Annotated in this window: 19 protein-coding genes; 14 read left to right on the top strand and 5 right to left on the bottom strand. The window is 59.2% G+C overall.

Annotated features, from left to right (window positions below; all coding sequences use genetic code 11):
- Nucleotides 1-95 precede the first annotated feature (95 nt).
- Both dapF and ACTQ3R_RS04950 read left to right on the top strand, forming a co-directional pair.
- Nucleotides 96-908, top strand: a complete 813-nt coding sequence (gene dapF, locus ACTQ3R_RS04955; protein WP_441779080.1) for a diaminopimelate epimerase — start codon at nucleotides 96-98, stop codon at nucleotides 906-908.
- A gap of 109 nt (nucleotides 909-1017) precedes the next feature.
- Nucleotides 1018-1770: a TrmH family RNA methyltransferase gene (locus tag ACTQ3R_RS04950; protein ID WP_441779081.1), complete on the top strand. Its 753-nt coding sequence runs from the start codon at nucleotides 1018-1020 to the stop codon at nucleotides 1768-1770.
- A 1-nt stretch (nucleotide 1771) separates the two neighbouring features.
- Here ACTQ3R_RS04950 and ACTQ3R_RS04945 read toward each other — a convergent pair whose 3' ends face one another.
- The gene (locus tag ACTQ3R_RS04945) at nucleotides 1772-3016 is read right to left on the bottom strand and encodes an MFS transporter (protein WP_441779082.1); all 1245 of its coding nucleotides are present in this window, start codon (nucleotides 3014-3016) and stop codon (nucleotides 1772-1774) included.
- An 83-nt stretch (nucleotides 3017-3099) separates the two neighbouring features.
- On the opposite strand from ACTQ3R_RS04945, the gene dprA reads away from it, so the two are divergent.
- From dprA to plsX, 4 genes are all read left to right on the top strand, one after another.
- A complete protein-coding gene (gene dprA / locus ACTQ3R_RS04940; RefSeq protein ID WP_441779083.1) occupies nucleotides 3100-4335 on the top strand; it encodes a DNA-processing protein DprA in 1236 nt (411 codons plus the stop codon).
- A 65-nt stretch (nucleotides 4336-4400) separates the two neighbouring features.
- Nucleotides 4401-6812: a type I DNA topoisomerase gene (topA, locus tag ACTQ3R_RS04935; protein WP_441779084.1), complete on the top strand. Its 2412-nt coding sequence runs from the start codon at nucleotides 4401-4403 to the stop codon at nucleotides 6810-6812.
- Between the two features lie 8 nt (nucleotides 6813-6820).
- Nucleotides 6821-8125 carry a methylenetetrahydrofolate--tRNA-(uracil(54)-C(5))-methyltransferase (FADH(2)-oxidizing) TrmFO gene (trmFO, locus tag ACTQ3R_RS04930; protein ID WP_441779085.1) on the top strand — a complete coding sequence of 435 codons (1305 nt, stop codon included), beginning with the start codon at nucleotides 6821-6823 and terminating at the stop codon, nucleotides 8123-8125.
- Nucleotides 8126-8172: 47 nt separating this feature from the next.
- Complete coding sequence (gene plsX, locus ACTQ3R_RS04925) at nucleotides 8173-9222, top strand: phosphate acyltransferase PlsX (protein ID WP_441779086.1); 1050 nt, start codon at nucleotides 8173-8175, stop codon at nucleotides 9220-9222.
- A 30-nt stretch (nucleotides 9223-9252) separates the two neighbouring features.
- On the opposite strand, the gene spoVAE is transcribed toward plsX, so the two are convergent.
- On the bottom strand, nucleotides 9253-9609 hold the full coding sequence (gene spoVAE, locus ACTQ3R_RS04920; RefSeq protein ID WP_441779087.1) for a stage V sporulation protein AE: 357 nt from the start codon (nucleotides 9607-9609) through the stop codon (nucleotides 9253-9255).
- 9 nt (nucleotides 9610-9618) lie between these two features.
- Nucleotides 9619-10632 (bottom strand): stage V sporulation protein AD, encoded by a 1014-nt coding sequence (gene spoVAD / locus ACTQ3R_RS04915; protein WP_441779088.1) that lies wholly within the window; start codon nucleotides 10630-10632, stop codon nucleotides 9619-9621.
- Between the two features lie 133 nt (nucleotides 10633-10765).
- Here spoVAD and ybeY point away from each other — a divergent pair, with 133 nt between their 5' ends.
- From ybeY to recO, 5 genes are all read left to right on the top strand, one after another.
- On the top strand, nucleotides 10766-11254 hold the full coding sequence (gene ybeY / locus ACTQ3R_RS04910) for an rRNA maturation RNase YbeY (protein WP_441779089.1): 489 nt from the start codon (nucleotides 10766-10768) through the stop codon (nucleotides 11252-11254).
- A 25-nt stretch (nucleotides 11255-11279) separates the two neighbouring features.
- A complete protein-coding gene (locus ACTQ3R_RS04905) occupies nucleotides 11280-11441 on the top strand; it encodes a hypothetical protein (protein ID WP_441779090.1) in 162 nt (53 codons plus the stop codon).
- A gap of 47 nt (nucleotides 11442-11488) precedes the next feature.
- On the top strand, nucleotides 11489-12388 hold the full coding sequence (gene era, locus ACTQ3R_RS04900) for a GTPase Era (protein ID WP_441779091.1): 900 nt from the start codon (nucleotides 11489-11491) through the stop codon (nucleotides 12386-12388).
- 134 nt (nucleotides 12389-12522) lie between these two features.
- Nucleotides 12523-12669, top strand: coding sequence for a hypothetical protein (locus tag ACTQ3R_RS04895; RefSeq protein ID WP_441779092.1), 147 nt, complete (start codon nucleotides 12523-12525; stop codon nucleotides 12667-12669).
- A gap of 18 nt (nucleotides 12670-12687) precedes the next feature.
- On the top strand, nucleotides 12688-13443 hold the full coding sequence (gene recO, locus ACTQ3R_RS04890) for a DNA repair protein RecO (RefSeq protein ID WP_441779093.1): 756 nt from the start codon (nucleotides 12688-12690) through the stop codon (nucleotides 13441-13443).
- A gap of 51 nt (nucleotides 13444-13494) precedes the next feature.
- Here the strand turns inward: recO and rpmF are convergent, their stop codons facing one another.
- Nucleotides 13495-13695 (bottom strand): 50S ribosomal protein L32, encoded by a 201-nt coding sequence (rpmF, locus tag ACTQ3R_RS04885; RefSeq protein WP_441779094.1) that lies wholly within the window; start codon nucleotides 13693-13695, stop codon nucleotides 13495-13497.
- Between the two features lie 43 nt (nucleotides 13696-13738).
- Nucleotides 13739-14242: a YceD family protein gene (locus tag ACTQ3R_RS04880; RefSeq protein WP_441779095.1), complete on the bottom strand. Its 504-nt coding sequence runs from the start codon at nucleotides 14240-14242 to the stop codon at nucleotides 13739-13741.
- A gap of 179 nt (nucleotides 14243-14421) precedes the next feature.
- Between ACTQ3R_RS04880 and ACTQ3R_RS04875 the strand changes: the two genes are divergently transcribed.
- The 3 genes from ACTQ3R_RS04875 to guaA all read left to right on the top strand — a co-directional run bounded on the left by ACTQ3R_RS04875 (nucleotide 14422) and on the right by guaA (nucleotide 17354).
- Nucleotides 14422-15405: an RluA family pseudouridine synthase gene (locus ACTQ3R_RS04875; RefSeq protein WP_441779096.1), complete on the top strand. Its 984-nt coding sequence runs from the start codon at nucleotides 14422-14424 to the stop codon at nucleotides 15403-15405.
- The gene (locus ACTQ3R_RS04870) at nucleotides 15406-15933 is read left to right on the top strand and encodes a cob(I)yrinic acid a,c-diamide adenosyltransferase (RefSeq protein WP_441779097.1); all 528 of its coding nucleotides are present in this window, start codon (nucleotides 15406-15408) and stop codon (nucleotides 15931-15933) included.
- 131 nt (nucleotides 15934-16064) lie between these two features.
- The gene (gene guaA / locus ACTQ3R_RS04865; RefSeq protein ID WP_441779098.1) at nucleotides 16065-17354 is read left to right on the top strand and encodes a glutamine-hydrolyzing GMP synthase; all 1290 of its coding nucleotides are present in this window, start codon (nucleotides 16065-16067) and stop codon (nucleotides 17352-17354) included.
- Nucleotides 17355-17453 lie beyond the last annotated feature (99 nt).

Here is a 17453-nt window from a genome sequence, read left to right as displayed (position 1 = left end):
TTCACAAATGGACTCGGAGGGAGAGACATGTGGGCCCTCTGGGACGCATAGGTTACACCAAAGAACCGGCGTTTGCCGGGAAAGGAGTGTGTGCCATGCGCTTTACAAAAATGGAGGGACTGGGGAATGACTATGTTTATGTAAACTGTTTAAGGGAGACCCCGGAGAATTTGCCAGTTCTGGCCCGCCGCCTGTCTGACCGGCATTTCGGTGTGGGAGCGGACGGGCTCATCTGCATAAAACCCGGCCGGAGGGGGGATTTTGCCATGGAGATGTACAACGCGGACGGCTCCAGGGGTTCCATGTGCGGCAATGGCATTCGCTGTGTGGGAAAGTACGTCTATGACAAGGGGCTGACCCGAAAGACCTGCCTGACCATTGATACCGATGCGGGACCACGCTCCCTGGAGCTCCATGTCCGGGGAGGCGTGGTCAGGGCTGTGACGGCAGATATGGGGGAGGCAGGGCTGCTGCCGCCCATGGAGGTGGAGGCGGCAGGGGAGCGGTTTACCCTGCACCCTGTGTGGATGGGAAATCCCCACGGGGTTATTTTCTGTAAGAATCCGGAGGAGGTGGATCTGGAGCGGCTGGGGCCGCTGCTGGAGGACCACCCGGCAGTGGGGGAGCGGATCAACGTGGAGTTTGCTGCCTGCCCGGATGAGGAAAATTTGTCCCTGCGGGTGTGGGAGCGGGGCAGCGGCATTACCTTAGCCTGCGGGACCGGAGCTTGCGCCGCCTTTGCCGCAGGACTCAGAGAGGGAAGGTGCGCAACACGGGCATTGGCCCACCTCCCCGGAGGGACCCTGATCCTGGAGCGGCGGGGAGAACGGATATACATGACCGGCCCGGCTCGGATCGTTTTTGAGGGAGAACTACCTCAAAAAGAGGAAGGAAAGGAGATCATTTGACTCAAAACGCCAAAAAGATAGCTTGACAACGGGAAATGATACCTTTAATATATATGAGAATTCCGGCCCCTATCCGAAGAACAGGGCCGCAGAAAGGACGGTCCTCGTTGTGGAGCAGATCACCAGCCGGCAAAATCCCCTGGCCCTGCAGATCCGAAAGCTGAATCACCAGCGCCGGGAGCGCCGGACCCAGGGACTGTTCCCCGGAGAGGGCCCCAAGCTTTTGGCGGAGGCCTTTCAGGCCGGTATCCCCGTGGAGACGGTCATCACCGCTCCGGGGGTGCAGGTTTCTTGCCCGGAAGGGGTGCGGCGGGTGGAGATGCCCTGGGAGCTGCTGGAGAGCCTGTGCGATACCAAAACCCCGCAGGGGGTGCTGTTTTTGGCCAGGCTGCCTGACACTGCCCCGCCCCGCCCTCTGCCAGGGGAGCGGTATCTGGTGCTGGACGGGGTCCAGGACCCAGGAAATGTAGGCACCATCTGGCGTACCGCAGATGCATTTGGGGCGGATGGCCTTATTCTGGTCAACGGCTGTGCCGACCCCTTTTCGCCCAAGACCGTGCGCGCCACCATGGGGGCCTGTTTCCGCCTGCCCGTCTATGAAGTGGGGGCGCAGGAGCTGCCCGGCCTGATGGAGGACTCGGGCCTTCCCCTGTATGCCACCGCCCTGCGGGAGGATACGGTAGACTTGAAAACGGCGCAGCTCAGGCGCTGCGCCGTGATCATTGGAAGCGAGGGCAGGGGAGTGTCGGAGCAGATGCTTCAAGCCAGCAAACAGACCGTAAAAATCCCCATGCGGGAGCGGTGTGAATCCCTGAACGCGGCGGTGGCCGCCGCAGTGGTGCTGTGGGAGGCCTGGCGCTAGCTCAGCGCGCCGGCCTCCGCCCCGCCCCGGTTGTTTCATAGACATAGCCCAGAAGAACCAGAGAGAGCAGCAGCAATGCCCAGAAGAGCACATAGGCGGGAACATAGCTGCCGGTGCGGTCGGCCAAAGCGCCGGGGACGGTGCCCATGAGGAAGATGCCCAGAGCATAGATGGACTGGATCCACTTCAGTCCCCGCTCGTAGCCTTCCTCCCCCCATAGATCCCTGGCCCAGATGGGCTGGGATACTGCACTCAGGGGAAGGCCCAGTCCGGACAGGATCATGGCCAAATAGGCCAGCGATACGCTTCCCAGGTTGGCCAGGCAGCACAGGCCATAGCCCCCCAGCACTAGAAGATAGAGCAGATAGTTGGAAATCCGCCCGCCCAGCTGGTCGGTGATCTGGCCGCAGGCTACCTTGCCCGCCATCATACAAAGGCCCATGACGGAGATGAGCCGGGCCACGGTGTCTGCGTCATATCCAGCGGTGGAATAGAGCACTCCAAAGTTGGAGATGCCCAGGCTGGTGGCCGCCCCCACGCAGAAGGAGGCCGAGAGCACGAACGCCCGGCGCAGAGAAGTAAATCCCACTGGTGCGGGCTGGGGCTGGGACGGCAAATTTTCGTGATTGCCCGCCTGGTAAGGGGACAGGCCCTTGTCTTCCGGCCGGTCCCGGACCAGAAGCCAGAAGAGCAGGGCCAGCAGTGCAATGAGCCCTCCCTCCGCCCAAAAGCTTACGCGGAGGCTGAAGTGCTCGATCAGGGTGGTGAAGGGAACCGGGGCCAGAATGGTAGCAAGGCCCGTGCCCGCTGAGGCAATGCCGAGCGCCAGAGCCTTCCGGTCCTGAAACCACCCGGCGATGAGCAGAGACAGCGGGATCACACCTGCCCAGCTATAACTGAGCCCCACCATGGCCGCCGCCAGACAGCACAGGGGAAATTGCTCCGCTGCCCCAAAGAGAAAGCTGGAGGCAGCCAGCAGGAGCAGAGACAGGGTACAGCCCCGGCGCAGGCCCAGCCGCCCGGCTACGCCGCCGGCAGTGGTCATGCCCACCAGGACAAAAAAACTGCGTACCGTAATGAGAAAGGCTCCCTGGGTGTTGCTCAGTCCCACCTGGGCCATGAGATGGGGCTGAAAGGCGGAGAATACATTGACGCCCAGGCCAATGCTGGCAAAGAGCATAAGCGTCCCGCCCAGGCAGATGGACCAGGCATAATGTACCTTGTGTACCGTGGGTGTATGTGACATGGCACGCTCCCTCCCTTGTTAGGATAACCATACCGTGGATGGGTGCGTTTGTAAACAAAAATTTGGGGAAGGGGGATGAAAAAATGACAGAGCTGAAATACTGGCTTTGGTTGACCACACGTCCGGGTATGACCCCTGGGAAGGTGCTGATGCTGCTGGATCACTTTGTCACGCCGGAGCGGATCTACTATGCCGACCAGGAAGAGTATGCCCTCTTTCCCCTGACGGAGCGCCAGCGCCGGGGGCTGGAGGACAAGAGTATGGACCGTCCCCAGGATATTCTGGCCGACTGTGACCGGCTGGGCGTGGACATTATGACCCTGCAGGATGCAGCCTATCCCCAGCGCCTGCGCCAGCTGGCCGATCCGCCGGCGGTGCTCTATTGGAAAGGAAAGAAGTTCCTCTTTGACGAGGAGCCGGCCATTGCCGTGGTGGGCAGCAGAAAGCCCACTGAATACGGAGAGCGGATGGCGGAAAAGTTTGGTTTAGAGCTCTCCCGCGGCGGAGCACTGGTGGTGTCCGGCATTGCGGAGGGACTGGATACCTGTGCCATCCGGGGCGCGTTGAAGGGCGGGGGTGCAGTGGTGTCTCTGCTGGCAGGAGGCGTGGATCGGATCGTGCCCAAGACAAACCGCTTTCTGGCCCAGGATGTGGCGGCAGTAGGAGCCCTCATTTCGGAGTATCCTCCGGGCACCGAGCATAAGGGAGAGCACTACCGCCCCAGAAACCGCATTTTAAGCGGTCTTTGTCTGGGTGTGCTGGCGGTGGAGTGCCGTACCTTCGGCGGTACCATGCTCACCGTCAACCATGCCCTGGAGCAGGGAAGGGACGTCTTTGCCGTTCCTGGAGCCCTGGACAATGAAATGAGCGAGGGGACCAACCGGCTCATCCAGCAGGGTGCCAAGCTGGTTACCTCAGGCCGGGACATTTTGGAGGAGTACTGGGACCGCTTTCCTCTGAAGCTTTCTGCAACCGCGCCCCTTCCGCCCCAAGTGGTCCGGGAACGGCTGGAGCGGCCAGTGGAACGGCAGCGCCCTTCCCAGCCAGACAGAAACCCGGAGCCAAAGCAGCCGGTGCAGTCCCAGCCTTCCGGCCGTGAAGTGGTCCTCCGAAAGGATCAGAAGGCCCGCTTTACCGACGATGAGCTTCAGATCATCGCCGTTTTGGAGGAAAAGCCTTTGTCTGCTGACGAGGTGGTGGAGCGCACCCAAATTTCTGCGCGCTACGTCCTGTCCGCTCTGACCATGCTTCAGGTCCAGGGAGCGGTGGAGGAGCTGCCCGGCCGGCGGTTCCGGGCCCTGATCGAATTGGAACAATGAGTTTCATCCAAGCATATGCATCCCACATGGGAGTTTAATGATTATCATCTCTGGAGGTTTCCAAAGTGGCAAAAGCAGCGAACAAAACCGACTTAGTGATTGTGGAGTCCCCATCCAAGGCGAAAACAATTGGCAAATACCTGGGGCCGGGCTATGAGGTCGTGGCTTCCATGGGCCATGTCCGTGACCTGCCCAAAAGCAAGCTGAGCGTGGACATTGAGCACGGCTTCCTCCCTGATTATCAGCCTATCAAGGGAAAGGAGGACGTGATCAGCGACCTGAAAAAGGCCGCTAAGCGCAGCGATAAGGTCTATCTGGCCACCGACCCTGACCGGGAGGGAGAGGCGATCTCCTGGCACCTGAAGGAGCTTTTGGGGATTCCCGATGACAAAACCTACCGGGTGACCTTCAACGAGATCACCAAAAACGTGGTCCAGCACTCCATTGCCGCTCCCCGCGCCATTGACCAGAACCTGGTCAATGCCCAGCAGGCCCGGCGGATTCTGGACCGGATCGTGGGCTATCAGCTCTCCCCGCTGCTGTGGCGGAAGATCCGCCGCGGCCTGTCCGCCGGACGGGTCCAGTCGGTGGCCACCCGACTTGTCGTGGAACGGGAGGAGGAGATCCGGGCCTTTGTCCCCCAGGAGTACTGGACCGTGGAGGCCCAGCTGGAGCGGGTGAGCCCCAACCAGGGTTCCTTCAAGGCTCAGTTCTATGGCAAAGAGAAGAAAATGGAGCTTCATAGCCAGGAGGAGGCCCAGAATGTCATCGACACGGTGGCCAAGGGAGCCTGGTCGGTGGCCAAGGTGAAACGGCAGGAGAAAAACCGCCAGCCCGCCCCGCCCTTTACCACCTCCACCCTCCAGCAGGAGGCCAGCCGGAAGCTCAATATGTCTCCTGCCCGGACCATGTCCATCGCCCAGCAGCTCTATGAGGGCGTGGAGCTCACCGGTTTGGGGGCCGTGGGTCTCATCACCTATATGCGTACCGACTCCCTGCGCCTGTCTGAGGAGGCCATCTCCGCTGCACGGGGCTTTATCGGCACCCGCTACGGCGCCGACTACTGTCCCGCCCAGCCCCGGCGCTTCAAGGCTAAGGGGAATGCCCAGGACGCCCACGAGGCCATCCGTCCCTCTGACGTAAGTCTGGTGCCTGAGGAGATCAAAAAGGATTTGACGGGCGAGCAGTTTAAGCTCTATAAGCTCATTTGGAGCCGCTTCCTGGCCTGCCAGATGGCAAACGCGGTCTATGACAGCCTCTCCATTGACGTGGAAAACAGCGGCTATATCTTCCGCGCCAGCCACTCCAGCCTGAAGTTCTCCGGCTTTACCGCCGTGTACGAGGAGGGCAAGGACGAGGAAGAGGAGGAGCGCACCTCCCCCCTCCCCGACCTGAAAGAGGGCGAACCTCTGACGGGCAAGGCTATGGACAAGGCCCAGCACTTTACCCAGCCCCCCGCCCGGTATTCGGAGGCCAGCCTCATCCGGGCCCTGGAGGAGCAGGGTATCGGCCGCCCCTCCACTTACGCTCCTACCATTACCACCATTCTCAACCGGGAGTATGTGGTAAAGGAGGGCAAGGCCCTGCGTCCCACCCCTCTGGGAGAGGTGGTCACGGGCCTTATGAAGGACAAGTTCAAGGACATTGTGGACTATGACTTCACGGCGCAGATGGAGCAGCGTCTGGACAAGGTGGAGGAGGGCGACACCGACTGGAAGGCCCTGCTCCAGGAGTTCTACGACGACTTTGAGGCGGAGCTTCAAAAGGCGGAAAAGGAACTGGATGGGGAGCGCATTAAGGTCCCCGACGAGGTGTCGGAGGAAATTTGCCCCCAGTGCGGCCGGAACCTGGTCATCAAGTCCGGGCGATTTGGCCGTTTCCTGGCCTGTCCCGGATGGCCTGAGTGTGATTTTACCATGCCTCTGGTGGTGGAAATGCCTGGCAAGTGCCCCAAGTGCGGGGGACGGCTCTTCAAGCGTACGGGCAAGAGCAAAAAGACCGGCAAGCAGTACACCTACTACTGCTGTGAGCGGGCCAGCAGCAAGGACGAGAGCACCAAGTGCGACTTTATGACCTGGGACGTGCCTGTGAAGGATAACTGTCCCATTTGCGGCTGGACTATGTTCAAAAAGCCGGGCAAGGGAGCGAAAAAACCCTACTGTATCAATGAGGCCTGCTCCAACTTTACCCCCGAGGAGAAACGGGGCGGCTGGAAGAAGCCCGCCGCCTCCGCGGAAGCAGCGGAGGAGAAGGCAGAGGAGAAAAAGCCCGCCAAAAAGGCAACTGCCAAAAAGACCACAAAGAAGGCTGCCGCCGAGGAGACCGCCGAGAAGAAGACCACGAAAAAGACGGCGGCCAAAACTGCCGCTAAAAAGACGACGGCCAAGAAGACCGCCGCCAAGAGTACTGCGAAGAAAACCACCGCCGCCAAGAAGACCACCGCCAAAAAAGCGGCGGCTGAGGGCGAGGAGAAGTGAGGGACAACATGGAACCTGTCATTGTCATTGGAGCTGGTCTGGCGGGCAGCGAGGCCGCCTGGCAGCTGGCCCGGCGGGGCATTCCCGTAGAGCTGCGGGAGATGAAGCCGCAGAAAATGTCTCCCGCCCACCATACGGAGTACTTCGGGGAGCTGGTGTGTTCCAACTCCCTGCGCTCCGATCAGCTGGAAAACGCTGTGGGCCTGCTGAAGGAGGAATTGCGCCGCTGCGGCTCGCTTATTATGGAATGTGCTGACAGCCACCGGGTGGAGGCGGGGGGAGCCCTGGCGGTGGACCGCCATGCCTTTGCCGCCGCCATTACTGAGAAAATCAAAAACCACCCTAATATCACCGTGGTGGAGGGGGAAGTGACAGAGATCCCTCCGGAGGGAAACGTGATCATTGCCACCGGCCCGCTTACTTCTGAGGCCCTGTCGGAGGCAATCGCCAAGCTCTTTCCCGACAGCAAGTACTTGAATTTCTTTGACGCGGCCGCCCCGCTGGTGACCTTTGAAAGCATCGATATGGACAGCGCCTGGTTTGCCTCCCGGTATGACCGGGGCACCCCGGATTACATCAACTGCCCCCTGACGGAGGAGGAGTACGATGCCTTCTGGAAGGAACTGACCACCGCCCAGGAGGCGGAGGTCCACGGCTTTGAGGATGCGGGCGTCTTTGAGGGCTGTATGCCCGTGGAGGTCATGGCCCGCCGGGGCCGGGACACCCTGTGCTATGGACCGTTGAAGCCTGTGGGGCTCAAGGACCCGAAGACGGGGAAGGAGCCCTTTGCCGTGGTGCAGCTGCGGAAGGATAACGCCCAGGGCAGCATTTATAATATTGTGGGGTTCCAGACCCACCTGCGCTGGCCGGAGCAGAAGCGGGTATTTTCCATGATCCCCGCCCTCAAGAATGCTGAGTACATCCGCTACGGCGTCATGCACCGGAATACCTTCCTGGACTCTCCCCGGCTGCTGGACCGGTACTACCGGGTGAAGGGCAATGAGCGGATCATGTTTGCCGGGCAGATCACCGGGGTGGAGGGCTATGTGGAGTCCACTGCCTCTGGGTGCCTGGCCGCTATGGAGCTTTCCCGCCGTCTGACAGGGAAAGATCCTGTCAATTTCCCCAAAGAAACGGCGATTGGGGCAATGGCTCTTTACATTAGTGACCAAAGTGTGGTAAACTTCCAACCGATGAACGTAAACTTCGGCCTCATTCCCCAGTTGGGTTACCGGGTGAAGGGCAAGCGCAACAAAAACGCGGAGATTTCCAAACGGGCTCTGGAGGCGCTGGACAAGCTGGACCTGGCTTGAAGAGGAGAGGCGAATATCGCCGTGATGGATAAGAAAGAAGGAGAGCCATGAAGATTATCGTAGATGCCATGGGCGGCGACAACGCCCCTAAGGCCCCGGTCATGGGTGCCATCCAGGCCAACCGGGAGTATGGAGTGGACATCATCCTGGTGGGCCGGGGGGAGGATATTCTGAAAACTCTGGCCGACAACGGCATCAGTGATCTGCCCGCCGGAGTGGAGATCGCCCATGCCAGCGAGGTGGTTGAGATGTGCGACAACCCAGCCACCGCCTTCCGGGAGAAGAAGGACTCCTCTCTCACTGTGGGCCTCAACCTGCTGAAATCCGGGGCGGGAGACGCTTTTGTTTCCGCCGGTTCCACCGGAGCTCTACTGGGCGGCGCCACGCTGCTGGTCAAGCGCATCAAGGGCATCCGCAGGGCGGCGCTGGCCCCTGTAGTGCCCACCGGGAACGGAGGCGCGGTGCTCATCGACTGCGGCGCTAACGCGGAGTGCCCCCCTGAGTACCTGCTCCAATTCGCCTACATGGGTTCCTATTACGCTGAGCATGTGCTGGGCCGCCCGGAGCCAAAGGTGGGTCTTTTGAATATTGGAGTGGAGCCTACCAAGGGTACCTCGCTTCAGACCACGGTCTACCCCATGCTGAAGAAGGCCGCCGATGAGGGACGGATCAACTTTGTGGGCAACATTGAGGCCCGAGAGGCTGTGGAAGGTGCGGTGGACGTGATCGTCTCCGACGGCTATTCCGGCAATATTTTCCTGAAAACTATGGAGGGGACAGGTCTCTTCCTGGCTCGGGAAATCAAGAAGATGTTCACCAAGAACCTCTTTACCAAGCTGGCTGCCGTGATGGTATCCGGGGGCATCCGGAACATCAAGAAGATCATGGACTCCAGTGAGGTAGGCGGCACTGCCCTGGTGGGCATTGCCAAGCCAGTCATCAAGGCCCACGGTTCTTCTGACGCCTATGCCATCCAGAATGCCATCCGCCAGGCCAAGCAGTATGTTTCCTCGGGAATTATCGAAAGCATTACGGAAAACGTCGATCTCATGCGCCTGGAGGAAATTCAGCTTACCCCCCACGGGAACAAGGAATAAGAAAAATGGACCGCATCTGCGGTCCATTTTTTAACGTTTCGGATGGGATTTTCCCACAAGTGCCACCAGAAAACCAAAGAAAATAGCCGCGGTAATGCCTCCTGCCGCAGCTGTGGAGCCTCCGGTGAAGGCTCCCAGCAGCCCCTGCTCCCCCACGGCCTTTTTGACCCCCTTGGCCAGCAGATGGCCAAAGCCGGTGAGGGGCACCGTGGCTCCCGCGCCGCCCCAGTCGGCCAGGTGTTGGTAGAGCCCCACACCGCTGAGAATGACCCCGGCAGTGACGTAGCACACCAGAATTTTGGCGGGGGTGAGGCTGGTGCGGTCAATGAGTATCTGGCCGATGAGACACAGGATACCACCACACAGAAACGCGTTTAAATACTCCATATAGGCCTCCTACGTTTTGTTTGAGATGGCAATGGCGTGACAGATGCCGGGCACGGACTCCCCCTGAAAGGCGGAGGTGGGGGAGTGGAGAGCCCCGGTGGGACAGAAGAGGATGTTCTGCCACTTGCCCGCCTTCATGCCGCCCAGCAAATAGCCGGTGAGAACTGACGCACAGCACCCGCACCCGGAGCCGCCGCAATGGACGTCCTGCTTTTTTAGGTCAAAAATCAGCGCTCCGCAGTCCATGTGATTGGATAGCTGAATCCCATCCCGGCGCAGCAGCTCCAGCAGAAGCTCGCTGCCTAACGTGCCCAGGTCCCCGGTGACGATGAGGTCATAGTCCGAGGGCTTGCGTCCAGTGTCCTGAAAGTGGGCGGAGATGGTGTCACAGGCTGCCGGGGCCATGGCGGCTCCCATATTGTTGGTGTCGGTGATGCCTTTGTCCACAATCTTGCCTACGGTCACGTGGGTGATATAGGGACCCTCGCCCTCACGGGCCAAAATGGCGGCCCCGGAGCCGGTGACCGTCCACTGGGCGGTAGGCGTACGCTGCCCGCCGTATTCCAGCGGTGTGCGGTACTGGCGTTCCGCGGTGCAGAAGTGGGAGGATACCACGACCCCTGCCCATTCCCCAAAGCCCCCGTCCAAGGTCATAGAGGCCAGAGCCAATCCCTCTCCCATGGTGGAGCAGGCCCCATAGAGGCCCAGGAAGGGGACCTGCTGGCCTCGGGCGGCGTAGGAGGAGCCGATACACTGGTTAAGAAGGTCCCCGGCAAAAAGCCAGTCCAGTTTGGAAGCTGCCTGTCCCGCCTTGTTGAGGGCCAGCCCGAGGGCCTGCTTTTGCATAGCGCTCTCTGATTTCTCCCAGGTGGATTCCCCAAAAGTGTCGTCCGTGTCGATATAGTCGAAGGTAGCGGCCAAGGGGCCCTCCCCCTCCTTTTTGCCCACTACATTGGCCCAGGCGGCCAGAGTGGGGGGATTGGCCAGTACAGCGGTCTGGGCACCCAGCTTTTTTGTGGTCATAAAAGCACCTCATTTTGCCAGCGTTTTTCTGATAGTTTGCTTGCCTGTAGGGGAAAATATACTTGAAAAAATCCCACAGGCCGATATAATGGTTTCATCTGAACCATGGAAAAGAAAGACAGGTGAACATCCCATGGACCATGAAATTTATCTGGAAACGGAAGTGGAGACCCCTCAGCCGGTGCAGGACCGCCTGCGGGAGGCCATCCTGGCCGCTTTGGATGAGGAAGGGGTGGGGGTGCCCTGTATCATTGAGGTGTGCATCACCGACAATGAGGGCATCCACCAGACCAACCTGGATATGCGGGGTGTGGACGCCCCTACAGACGTACTTTCCTTCCCTATGTTCGACTTGACCCCTGGGGAGAAGCCCCAGGCAGACTGGGCTGATCCGGATACGGACAAGGTGCTGCTGGGGGACATGATGATCTCCCTGGAGCGGGCCCAGGCCCAGGCGGAGGAATACGGCCACAGTCTGGAGCGGGAAATCTGCTATTTGGGGGTCCATTCGGTGCTCCACCTGCTGGGTTACGATCATTTGGATGAGGGACCCCAGAAACGGCAGATGCGGGCAAGGGAAGAGGCTATTCTTGGTAAGCTGGGCATTGTCCGGGAAGAATGAGGCAGAGAGGAAAGGAAGTGTCGCCATGAGCGCCATGAAAATCAAGTTGGTCCCCATTGAGGAAGAGCCCATTGCGGAGGAAGAGGAGCGGCTGGGCATTACCCTTGGGGAGTTTGCCGCCATGGCGGCGGCCATTGCCGGGGCCCTGGCCCTGAGCCTGATCATCTGGAAGAAAGTTGTCAAATAAGAAGAGCGGGAAATTGCTCGTACCCGGAAAGAAAGCGAGGAACAATTATGTCAACTGTTAAGAAATCCGGCATCATTACCATCTGCGGACGGCCCAATGTGGGCAAGTCCACCCTTACCAACGCCTTTGTGGGGGAGAAGGTAGCCATCGTCACCAACAAGCCCCAGACCACCCGCAACCGGATCTGCGGTATCCGCACCCGTGGAGAGAGCCAATTTGTCTTTGTGGACACGCCAGGCCTGCACAAGGCCCGTACCCGGCTGGGGGACTATATGGTGGATGTGGTGAAGCAGTCGGTGTCTGATGTGGATGCGGTGCTTCTGGTGGTGGAGCCTATTGCCAACATCGGAGAGCCGGAGCGGCAGCTTATGGAGCGCATGAAGACCCTGGGCTGCCCGGCGGTGCTGGCGATCAACAAAGCAGACACCCTGGAGCAGAAGGAAAAGCTGCTGGAGGTCATGGAACTTTACAGCCAGGCCTGCGACTTTGATGCGGTAGTGCCCATCTCCGCCAAAACTGGACAGGGGGTGGAGGAGCTGCTGGATGTGCTGGAGCAGTACCTGCCCGAGGGTCCCCAACTCTTCCCGGATGACATGACCTCCGACCAGCCGGAGCGGCAGATGATGGCGGAGATTTTAAGAGAAAAGCTTCTGCTCTGCCTGGACAAGGAGATCCCCCATGGCACCGCTGTGGAGATCACCCGGTTTGCTGAGCGGGACGACGAGGTCATCGAGGTGGAGGCCACCATCTACTGCGAGAAAAACAGCCATAAGGGCATTATCATCGGTAAGGGTGGCGCCATGCTCAAGAAGGTGTCCACCCTGGCTCGCCAGGACATGGAGCGGTTCATGGGCACGAAGGTGTATCTCCAGACCTGGGTAAAGGTAAAAGAAAATTGGCGGGACAACCCTGCAGCCATCCAGAACTTCGGATATAAGCAGGACTGACCTGGCCAGCGGCAGCCTTCTCGAAAAAGTGGCTGTGCCGCTTTTTTGATCGTAGGCAGGACTGAAAAAATTACCGCTCATAACATTCCGCTTCTCCTGCCAGCCTAAGGGCAGAAAGGCAGGAGGATGCAGAGATGGATGAGCGGGGACTTTGGCGTTTCTTTTGGAAAACCGGCCTGCCCGAGGCCTATTTGGCCATTGCCGGGCAGCGCATGGAGGAGCAGATGGAGCGGGAGTTGCCGGCCAGAACGGCGTTCCGTTCCCGAAGAGAGGAAGTTTAGCAACTGGGGGGTGAGGCCATGCACACCAAGACAAAGGCATTGGTGCTGCGGTCGGTGGATTATAAGGAGTCGGATAAAATCCTGACCTTGCTCACCCAGGAGCTGGGGAAGATCACCGTCTCCGCCCGGGGCTGCCGGAAAAAGGGCAGTCCCATTGCCGCTTCCTGTCAGCTTTTGGCTTGGTCGGAGCTGGTGCTCTACGACTACCAGGGCCGCTGGTCGGTGAAGGAGGGGGAGAGCCTGCGCCTGTTTCAGGGGGTGCGGGAGGACCTGGAGCGCTTTGCACTGGGCTGCTACTTTGCCGAGGTGGCAGAGGCGCTGTCGGTGGAGGAGCTGCCCAGCCCGGAGCTTCTTTCTCTTACCCTCAATAGTCTGCATGCCTTGGATAAAATGCCCCAAAAGCCATTGGCACTGATCAAAACGGCCTTTGAGTGGCGCGCCATGTGTTTGGCGGGGTATGAACCCCTCTTTGACGGCTGTGCCATCTGTGGCCGTACTCCTCCGGAGAAACCTCAGTTCCACCTGAAGGAGGGGGTGCTTCACTGTGCCCAGTGCCGGGATGAGGTGGGGGATGGAATTTCCATGCCCTTGAATTTGGAGGCTCTGGCCGCTCTGGCGTACATTGCCCATGGAGATCCGAAGCGGTTGTTCTCCTTCCAGCTGGAGGGAGAGGGGCGGAAGCTGCTTTGCGATGCGGGAGAGGCCTACGTACATACCCAGTTGGAGCGGGGGTTTCGTACCCTGGATTTTTATAAGCAGATTCAGCTTCCATAGGAATAAAAAAACCCGCCGCGGACGAACCGCAGCGGGTTTTTTCATGTGGCATTACTGCTGAGCCTGGGCAGGAGCCTCGACCTTACCGAAGGTACGGCCGTTATAGGTCAGACAATTTTTGCACATACGGTGAGGCAGCCGGTAAGCCCCGCACTTGGGGCAGGTCACGATACCGGGAGTCTCCAGCTTCCAGTGGGAGCTGCGCCGCTTGTCGCGACGGGCCTTAGATACTTTTCCCTTGGGAACCGCCATGGGTGACACCTCCTTCGGTTGTGCCGTGGGGCACTTCGAGTACTCACTCAGCTTTGTTATCCAACAGCTGCGCAAGGGCCGCCAGTCTTGGATCTACGTCAGGTCTGCACCCGCAGGGGCCGTTGTTCAGGTCGGCTCCGCACTTGGCGCACAGCCCTTTGCAGTCGTCTGAGCAAAGGTTTTTGGTATCCATCGCGAGCACGAAAGCTGTGGTGACCGCTTCGTCCAGGTCAAGCTCTGTGCCCTCCAGCAGAAGGATGTCGTCGTTCTCTTCATCCTCCAGCTCCTGGGCCACCAGACTGTCCAGCGCCACTGTTTTTTCCCGGGAAAAGGCTTTCCCGCAGCGGTCGCAGTGCAGCTCCAGAAGAGAGCTTGCCGTACCCTCCAGCACCAGAGCGCCGGCGTGGTTGGTCACGCTGCCCTCGGCCAGGACGGGGTGGGCGATGGGGTTAGACCCGTAGAAATCCAGCTGGGATAGATCCAGCTGAAATTGGAAGTCTTTCCGGGCGTCCGGAACGTGGATAATATCGCGCAGATCCAGGCGCATGGTTGTCCTCCCTGGGGTGTGCCCCCATACTCGCAGAATGGTACGGAGAGTATTATAAAGAAAAGTCCTCCGATTGTCAAATACTTTTCACAAATTTATCCACGAAATTTATTGACAGGAGGGGGGCGGGTATGGTGAAATAGTTTGGATAGCCGGAGTGAAGGGGAGGCAGAGAAAGAATGAAGGAATTTGTCATTGGAAAAAACGACGCTGGACAGCGGCTGGACCGCTGGCTGGCCAAGACCCTGCCTGTGCTGCCCGCCCCTTTGGCCCAGAAGTATATCCGTCTAAAGCGGGTAAAGGTGAATGGAAAGGGCTCAAAGCGGGATGTACGGCTCAATGTGGGAGATGTGCTTCAGCTTTATATCAATGACGAGTTTTTTGAAAAGCCCACTCCGGAAAATGCCTTTCTCTCCCTTTATCAGCCAAAGCTGAACATTCTCTATGAGGACGAGCATATCATGCTTCTGGACAAGCGTCCCGGCATGGTGGTCCATCCGGATGAGAACGAGCGGATCAACACGCTGCTCACCCACATTCAGGCCTATCTCTATCAAAAGAAGGAGTGGTCCCCCTACTGGGAAAATTCCTTTGCCCCCGCCCTGTGTAACCGCATTGACCGCAACACTGGGGGCATTGTCATTGCCGCTAAGACCGCCGAAGGTCTGCGGATCATGAACCAGAAGATCAAGGATCGGGAGCTCAACAAGTATTATCTCTGTGTGGTCAAGGGCAAAATGGAGCCCCCAGCGGGACAGCTAAAGGGCTATATTTTTAAAGACGAAGTGAAAAAGCAGGTCTATGTCCGTTCCCGCCCCGAGCCCGGAGCCAAGACCGCTGTTACAGTGTATCAGACCCTTGCAGTGAAAAACGGCCTGTCTCTGGTGGAGTGTGACCTCATTACCGGGCGCACCCACCAGATCCGGGCCCAGTTTGCCGCTGCCGGCCACCCTCTGGTGGGGGATGGGAAGTATGGCAATGAGCGGGACAACCGAAAGTACGGCCGTCATGGCCAGGCGCTCTATTCCTACAAGCTTACCTTTCGCTTTACCACGGATGCCGGGCCTCTGGAGCACCTGAACGGCCGGACCTTCCAGGTAGAGGACGTGGACTTTGTGAAGGAATATTTTGGAGAGGCGTTTTCTCTGGAGGAACAGGGCTGAATGGAAGAAGGAAAACAGAACAAGGGTCTGGTCCATCTCTATTATGGAACGGGCAAGGGTAAGACCACAGCGGCTATGGGACTAGTTCTGCGGGCCCTGGGACAGGGGTTCCGGGTTACGGTCGTGCAGTTTTTAAAGGATGGACGCAGTGGGGAACTGGAGCCGTTGAAGAGGATGGGGGCAAAGATCTATTCCGGAGCCGGGCCGATGAAGTTTTCTTGGATGCAGACGGAGCAGGAACAGCGGGAGACTTACAAAGCCCAGACCGCTCTGTTGGAAGCGGCTTTGAAGGAACCCTGTGACCTGCTGGTGCTGGATGAGGCCTGCGGAGCCTGCCGGACCGGCCTTGTAGAAGAAAAACTGCTGAAAGAGGCGGTGCTGTCCCGTCCGGCAGGCCGGGAGGTGGTCCTCACCGGCCGGGAACCCGCGCCCTGGATGAGGACGGCGGCGGACTATATCACCCGGATGGATGGGGAGCGTCACCCTTTTACGCAGGGAATCCGAGCCCGGCGTGGTGTGGAATTTTGAGCACCTTCTTGCGGTGAAGGCGTGGCCTGTGGTAAAATAAATCAGAAAGCCCGGTGCGGGAAGCCGTCATCCGGGAGAAGAGATATATTCCATATAGTTTCAAAAGATAGATTAAAGGAGGCAGTCCCCCAATGAAGCAGGATATGATCGTGGTCCTTGACCTGGGCAGCGAGGAGAACCCCCGTCTGGCTCGGGAAATCCGGGCGCTGGGTGTCTATTCTGAGATCCACCCCCATGACATCACCCCTGAGGAGCTTGCTGCTCTGCCCGGCGTGAAGGGCGTGATTCTCAACGGCGGTCCCAACCGGGTGGTAGACGGTGTGGAGATCGATGTGGCCCAAGGCATTTACAACGCCCCAGTGCCTGTGTTGATGGTGGACCACAAGGGGGATGCTCCTTGGCCTGAGAAGGCAGAGGAGCGGAAAGAGGCCCTGTCCAACTTCATTTTTGGTGTCTGCGGGGCTGAGGCCAACTGGAACATGGAAAACTTCATTGCCGACCAGGTGGAGCTGATCCGCCGGCAGGTGGGAGATCAGAAGGTGCTGCTGGCCCTCAGCGGCGGTGTGGACTCCTCTGTGGTGGCCGCCCTGCTGATCAAGGCCATCGGCAAGCAGCTGACCTGTGTCCATGTGAACCACGGTCTTCTCCGCAAGGGGGAGCCTGAGCAGGTGGTGAAAGTATTCCGGGATGAGATGGATGCCAACCTCATTTATGTGGACGCGGTGGACCGCTTCCTGGACAAGCTGGCGGGTGTAAGCGATCCGGAGAGCAAGCGCAAGATCATCGGCGGGGAATTTATCCGCGTCTTTGAGGAGGAGGCCCGGAAGCTGGACGGTATCAAGTTCCTGGGGCAGGGTACCATTTACCCCGACATCATCGAGTCCGGCACCAAGACGGTGAAGGCAGTGAAGTCCCACCATAATGTGGGCGGCCTGCCCGAGGACCTGGACTTTGCCCTGGTGGAGCCTTTGAAGATGCTCTTTAAGGACGAGGTCCGGGCGTGCGGTAAGGCCCTGGGCCTGCCGGATTCCATGGTCTACCGTCAGCCCTTCCCCGGCCCCGGACTGGGTGTGCGCTGCTTGGGCGCCATTACCCGAGACCGGCTGGAGGCGGTGCGGGAGTCCGATGCCATTCTCCGGGAGGAGTTTGCCAAAAATGGCCTGGAGGGGAAGGTGTGGCAGTACTTTACCGCCATTCCCGACATCAAGAGCGTGGGCGTCCGGGATGGCGTGCGGGCGGACGAATGGCCGGTGATCATCCGTGCGGTGAACACTGTGGACGCTATGACCGCCACCGTGGAGAACGTGCCCTTTGAGCTGCTCCAGCACATCACTGCCCGCATCACCGCTGAGGTGAAGGGAGTCAACCGGGTGCTCTTTGATTTGACGCCCAAGCCCACCGGCACCATTGAGTGGGAATGACGCTCGAAACGGCGAAAACCCGCATGAATACAGGCTTTTTTGCCCGTCCATACTGCTCTTGATACTGGATTGATACTATTTGTGTCCGCCCGGTATTCT

It is taken from the genome of Lawsonibacter sp. LCP25S3_E2 (assembly GCF_052117285.1).
Lineage (GTDB): Bacteria > Bacillota > Clostridia > Oscillospirales > Oscillospiraceae > Lawsonibacter.
This window is presented reverse-complemented; position numbering and strand designations above follow the sequence as displayed.

Bases quoted from the DNA above. Each gene is read 5' to 3' on its own strand.
- dapF (WP_441779080.1), top strand. From the start codon at position 96: ATGCGCTTTACAAAAATGGAGGGACTGGGGAATGACTATGTTTATGTA.
- ACTQ3R_RS04945 (WP_441779082.1), bottom strand. From the start codon at position 3,016: ATGTCACATACACCCACGGTACACAAGGTACATTATGCCTGGTCCATC.
- dprA (WP_441779083.1), top strand. From the start codon at position 3,100: ATGACAGAGCTGAAATACTGGCTTTGGTTGACCACACGTCCGGGTATG.
- trmFO (WP_441779085.1), top strand. From the start codon at position 6,821: ATGGAACCTGTCATTGTCATTGGAGCTGGTCTGGCGGGCAGCGAGGCC.
- plsX (WP_441779086.1), top strand. From the start codon at position 8,173: ATGAAGATTATCGTAGATGCCATGGGCGGCGACAACGCCCCTAAGGCC.
- spoVAE (WP_441779087.1), bottom strand. From the start codon at position 9,609: ATGGAGTATTTAAACGCGTTTCTGTGTGGTGGTATCCTGTGTCTCATC.
- spoVAD (WP_441779088.1), bottom strand. From the start codon at position 10,632: ATGACCACAAAAAAGCTGGGTGCCCAGACCGCTGTACTGGCCAATCCC.
- ybeY (WP_441779089.1), top strand. From the start codon at position 10,766: ATGGACCATGAAATTTATCTGGAAACGGAAGTGGAGACCCCTCAGCCG.
- ACTQ3R_RS04905 (WP_441779090.1), top strand. From the start codon at position 11,280: ATGAGCGCCATGAAAATCAAGTTGGTCCCCATTGAGGAAGAGCCCATT.
- era (WP_441779091.1), top strand. From the start codon at position 11,489: ATGTCAACTGTTAAGAAATCCGGCATCATTACCATCTGCGGACGGCCC.
- ACTQ3R_RS04895 (WP_441779092.1), top strand. From the start codon at position 12,523: ATGGATGAGCGGGGACTTTGGCGTTTCTTTTGGAAAACCGGCCTGCCC.
- recO (WP_441779093.1), top strand. From the start codon at position 12,688: ATGCACACCAAGACAAAGGCATTGGTGCTGCGGTCGGTGGATTATAAG.
- rpmF (WP_441779094.1), bottom strand. From the start codon at position 13,695: ATGGCGGTTCCCAAGGGAAAAGTATCTAAGGCCCGTCGCGACAAGCGG.
- ACTQ3R_RS04880 (WP_441779095.1), bottom strand. From the start codon at position 14,242: ATGCGCCTGGATCTGCGCGATATTATCCACGTTCCGGACGCCCGGAAA.
- ACTQ3R_RS04875 (WP_441779096.1), top strand. From the start codon at position 14,422: ATGAAGGAATTTGTCATTGGAAAAAACGACGCTGGACAGCGGCTGGAC.
- ACTQ3R_RS04870 (WP_441779097.1), top strand. From the start codon at position 15,406: ATGGAAGAAGGAAAACAGAACAAGGGTCTGGTCCATCTCTATTATGGA.
- guaA (WP_441779098.1), top strand. From the start codon at position 16,065: ATGAAGCAGGATATGATCGTGGTCCTTGACCTGGGCAGCGAGGAGAAC.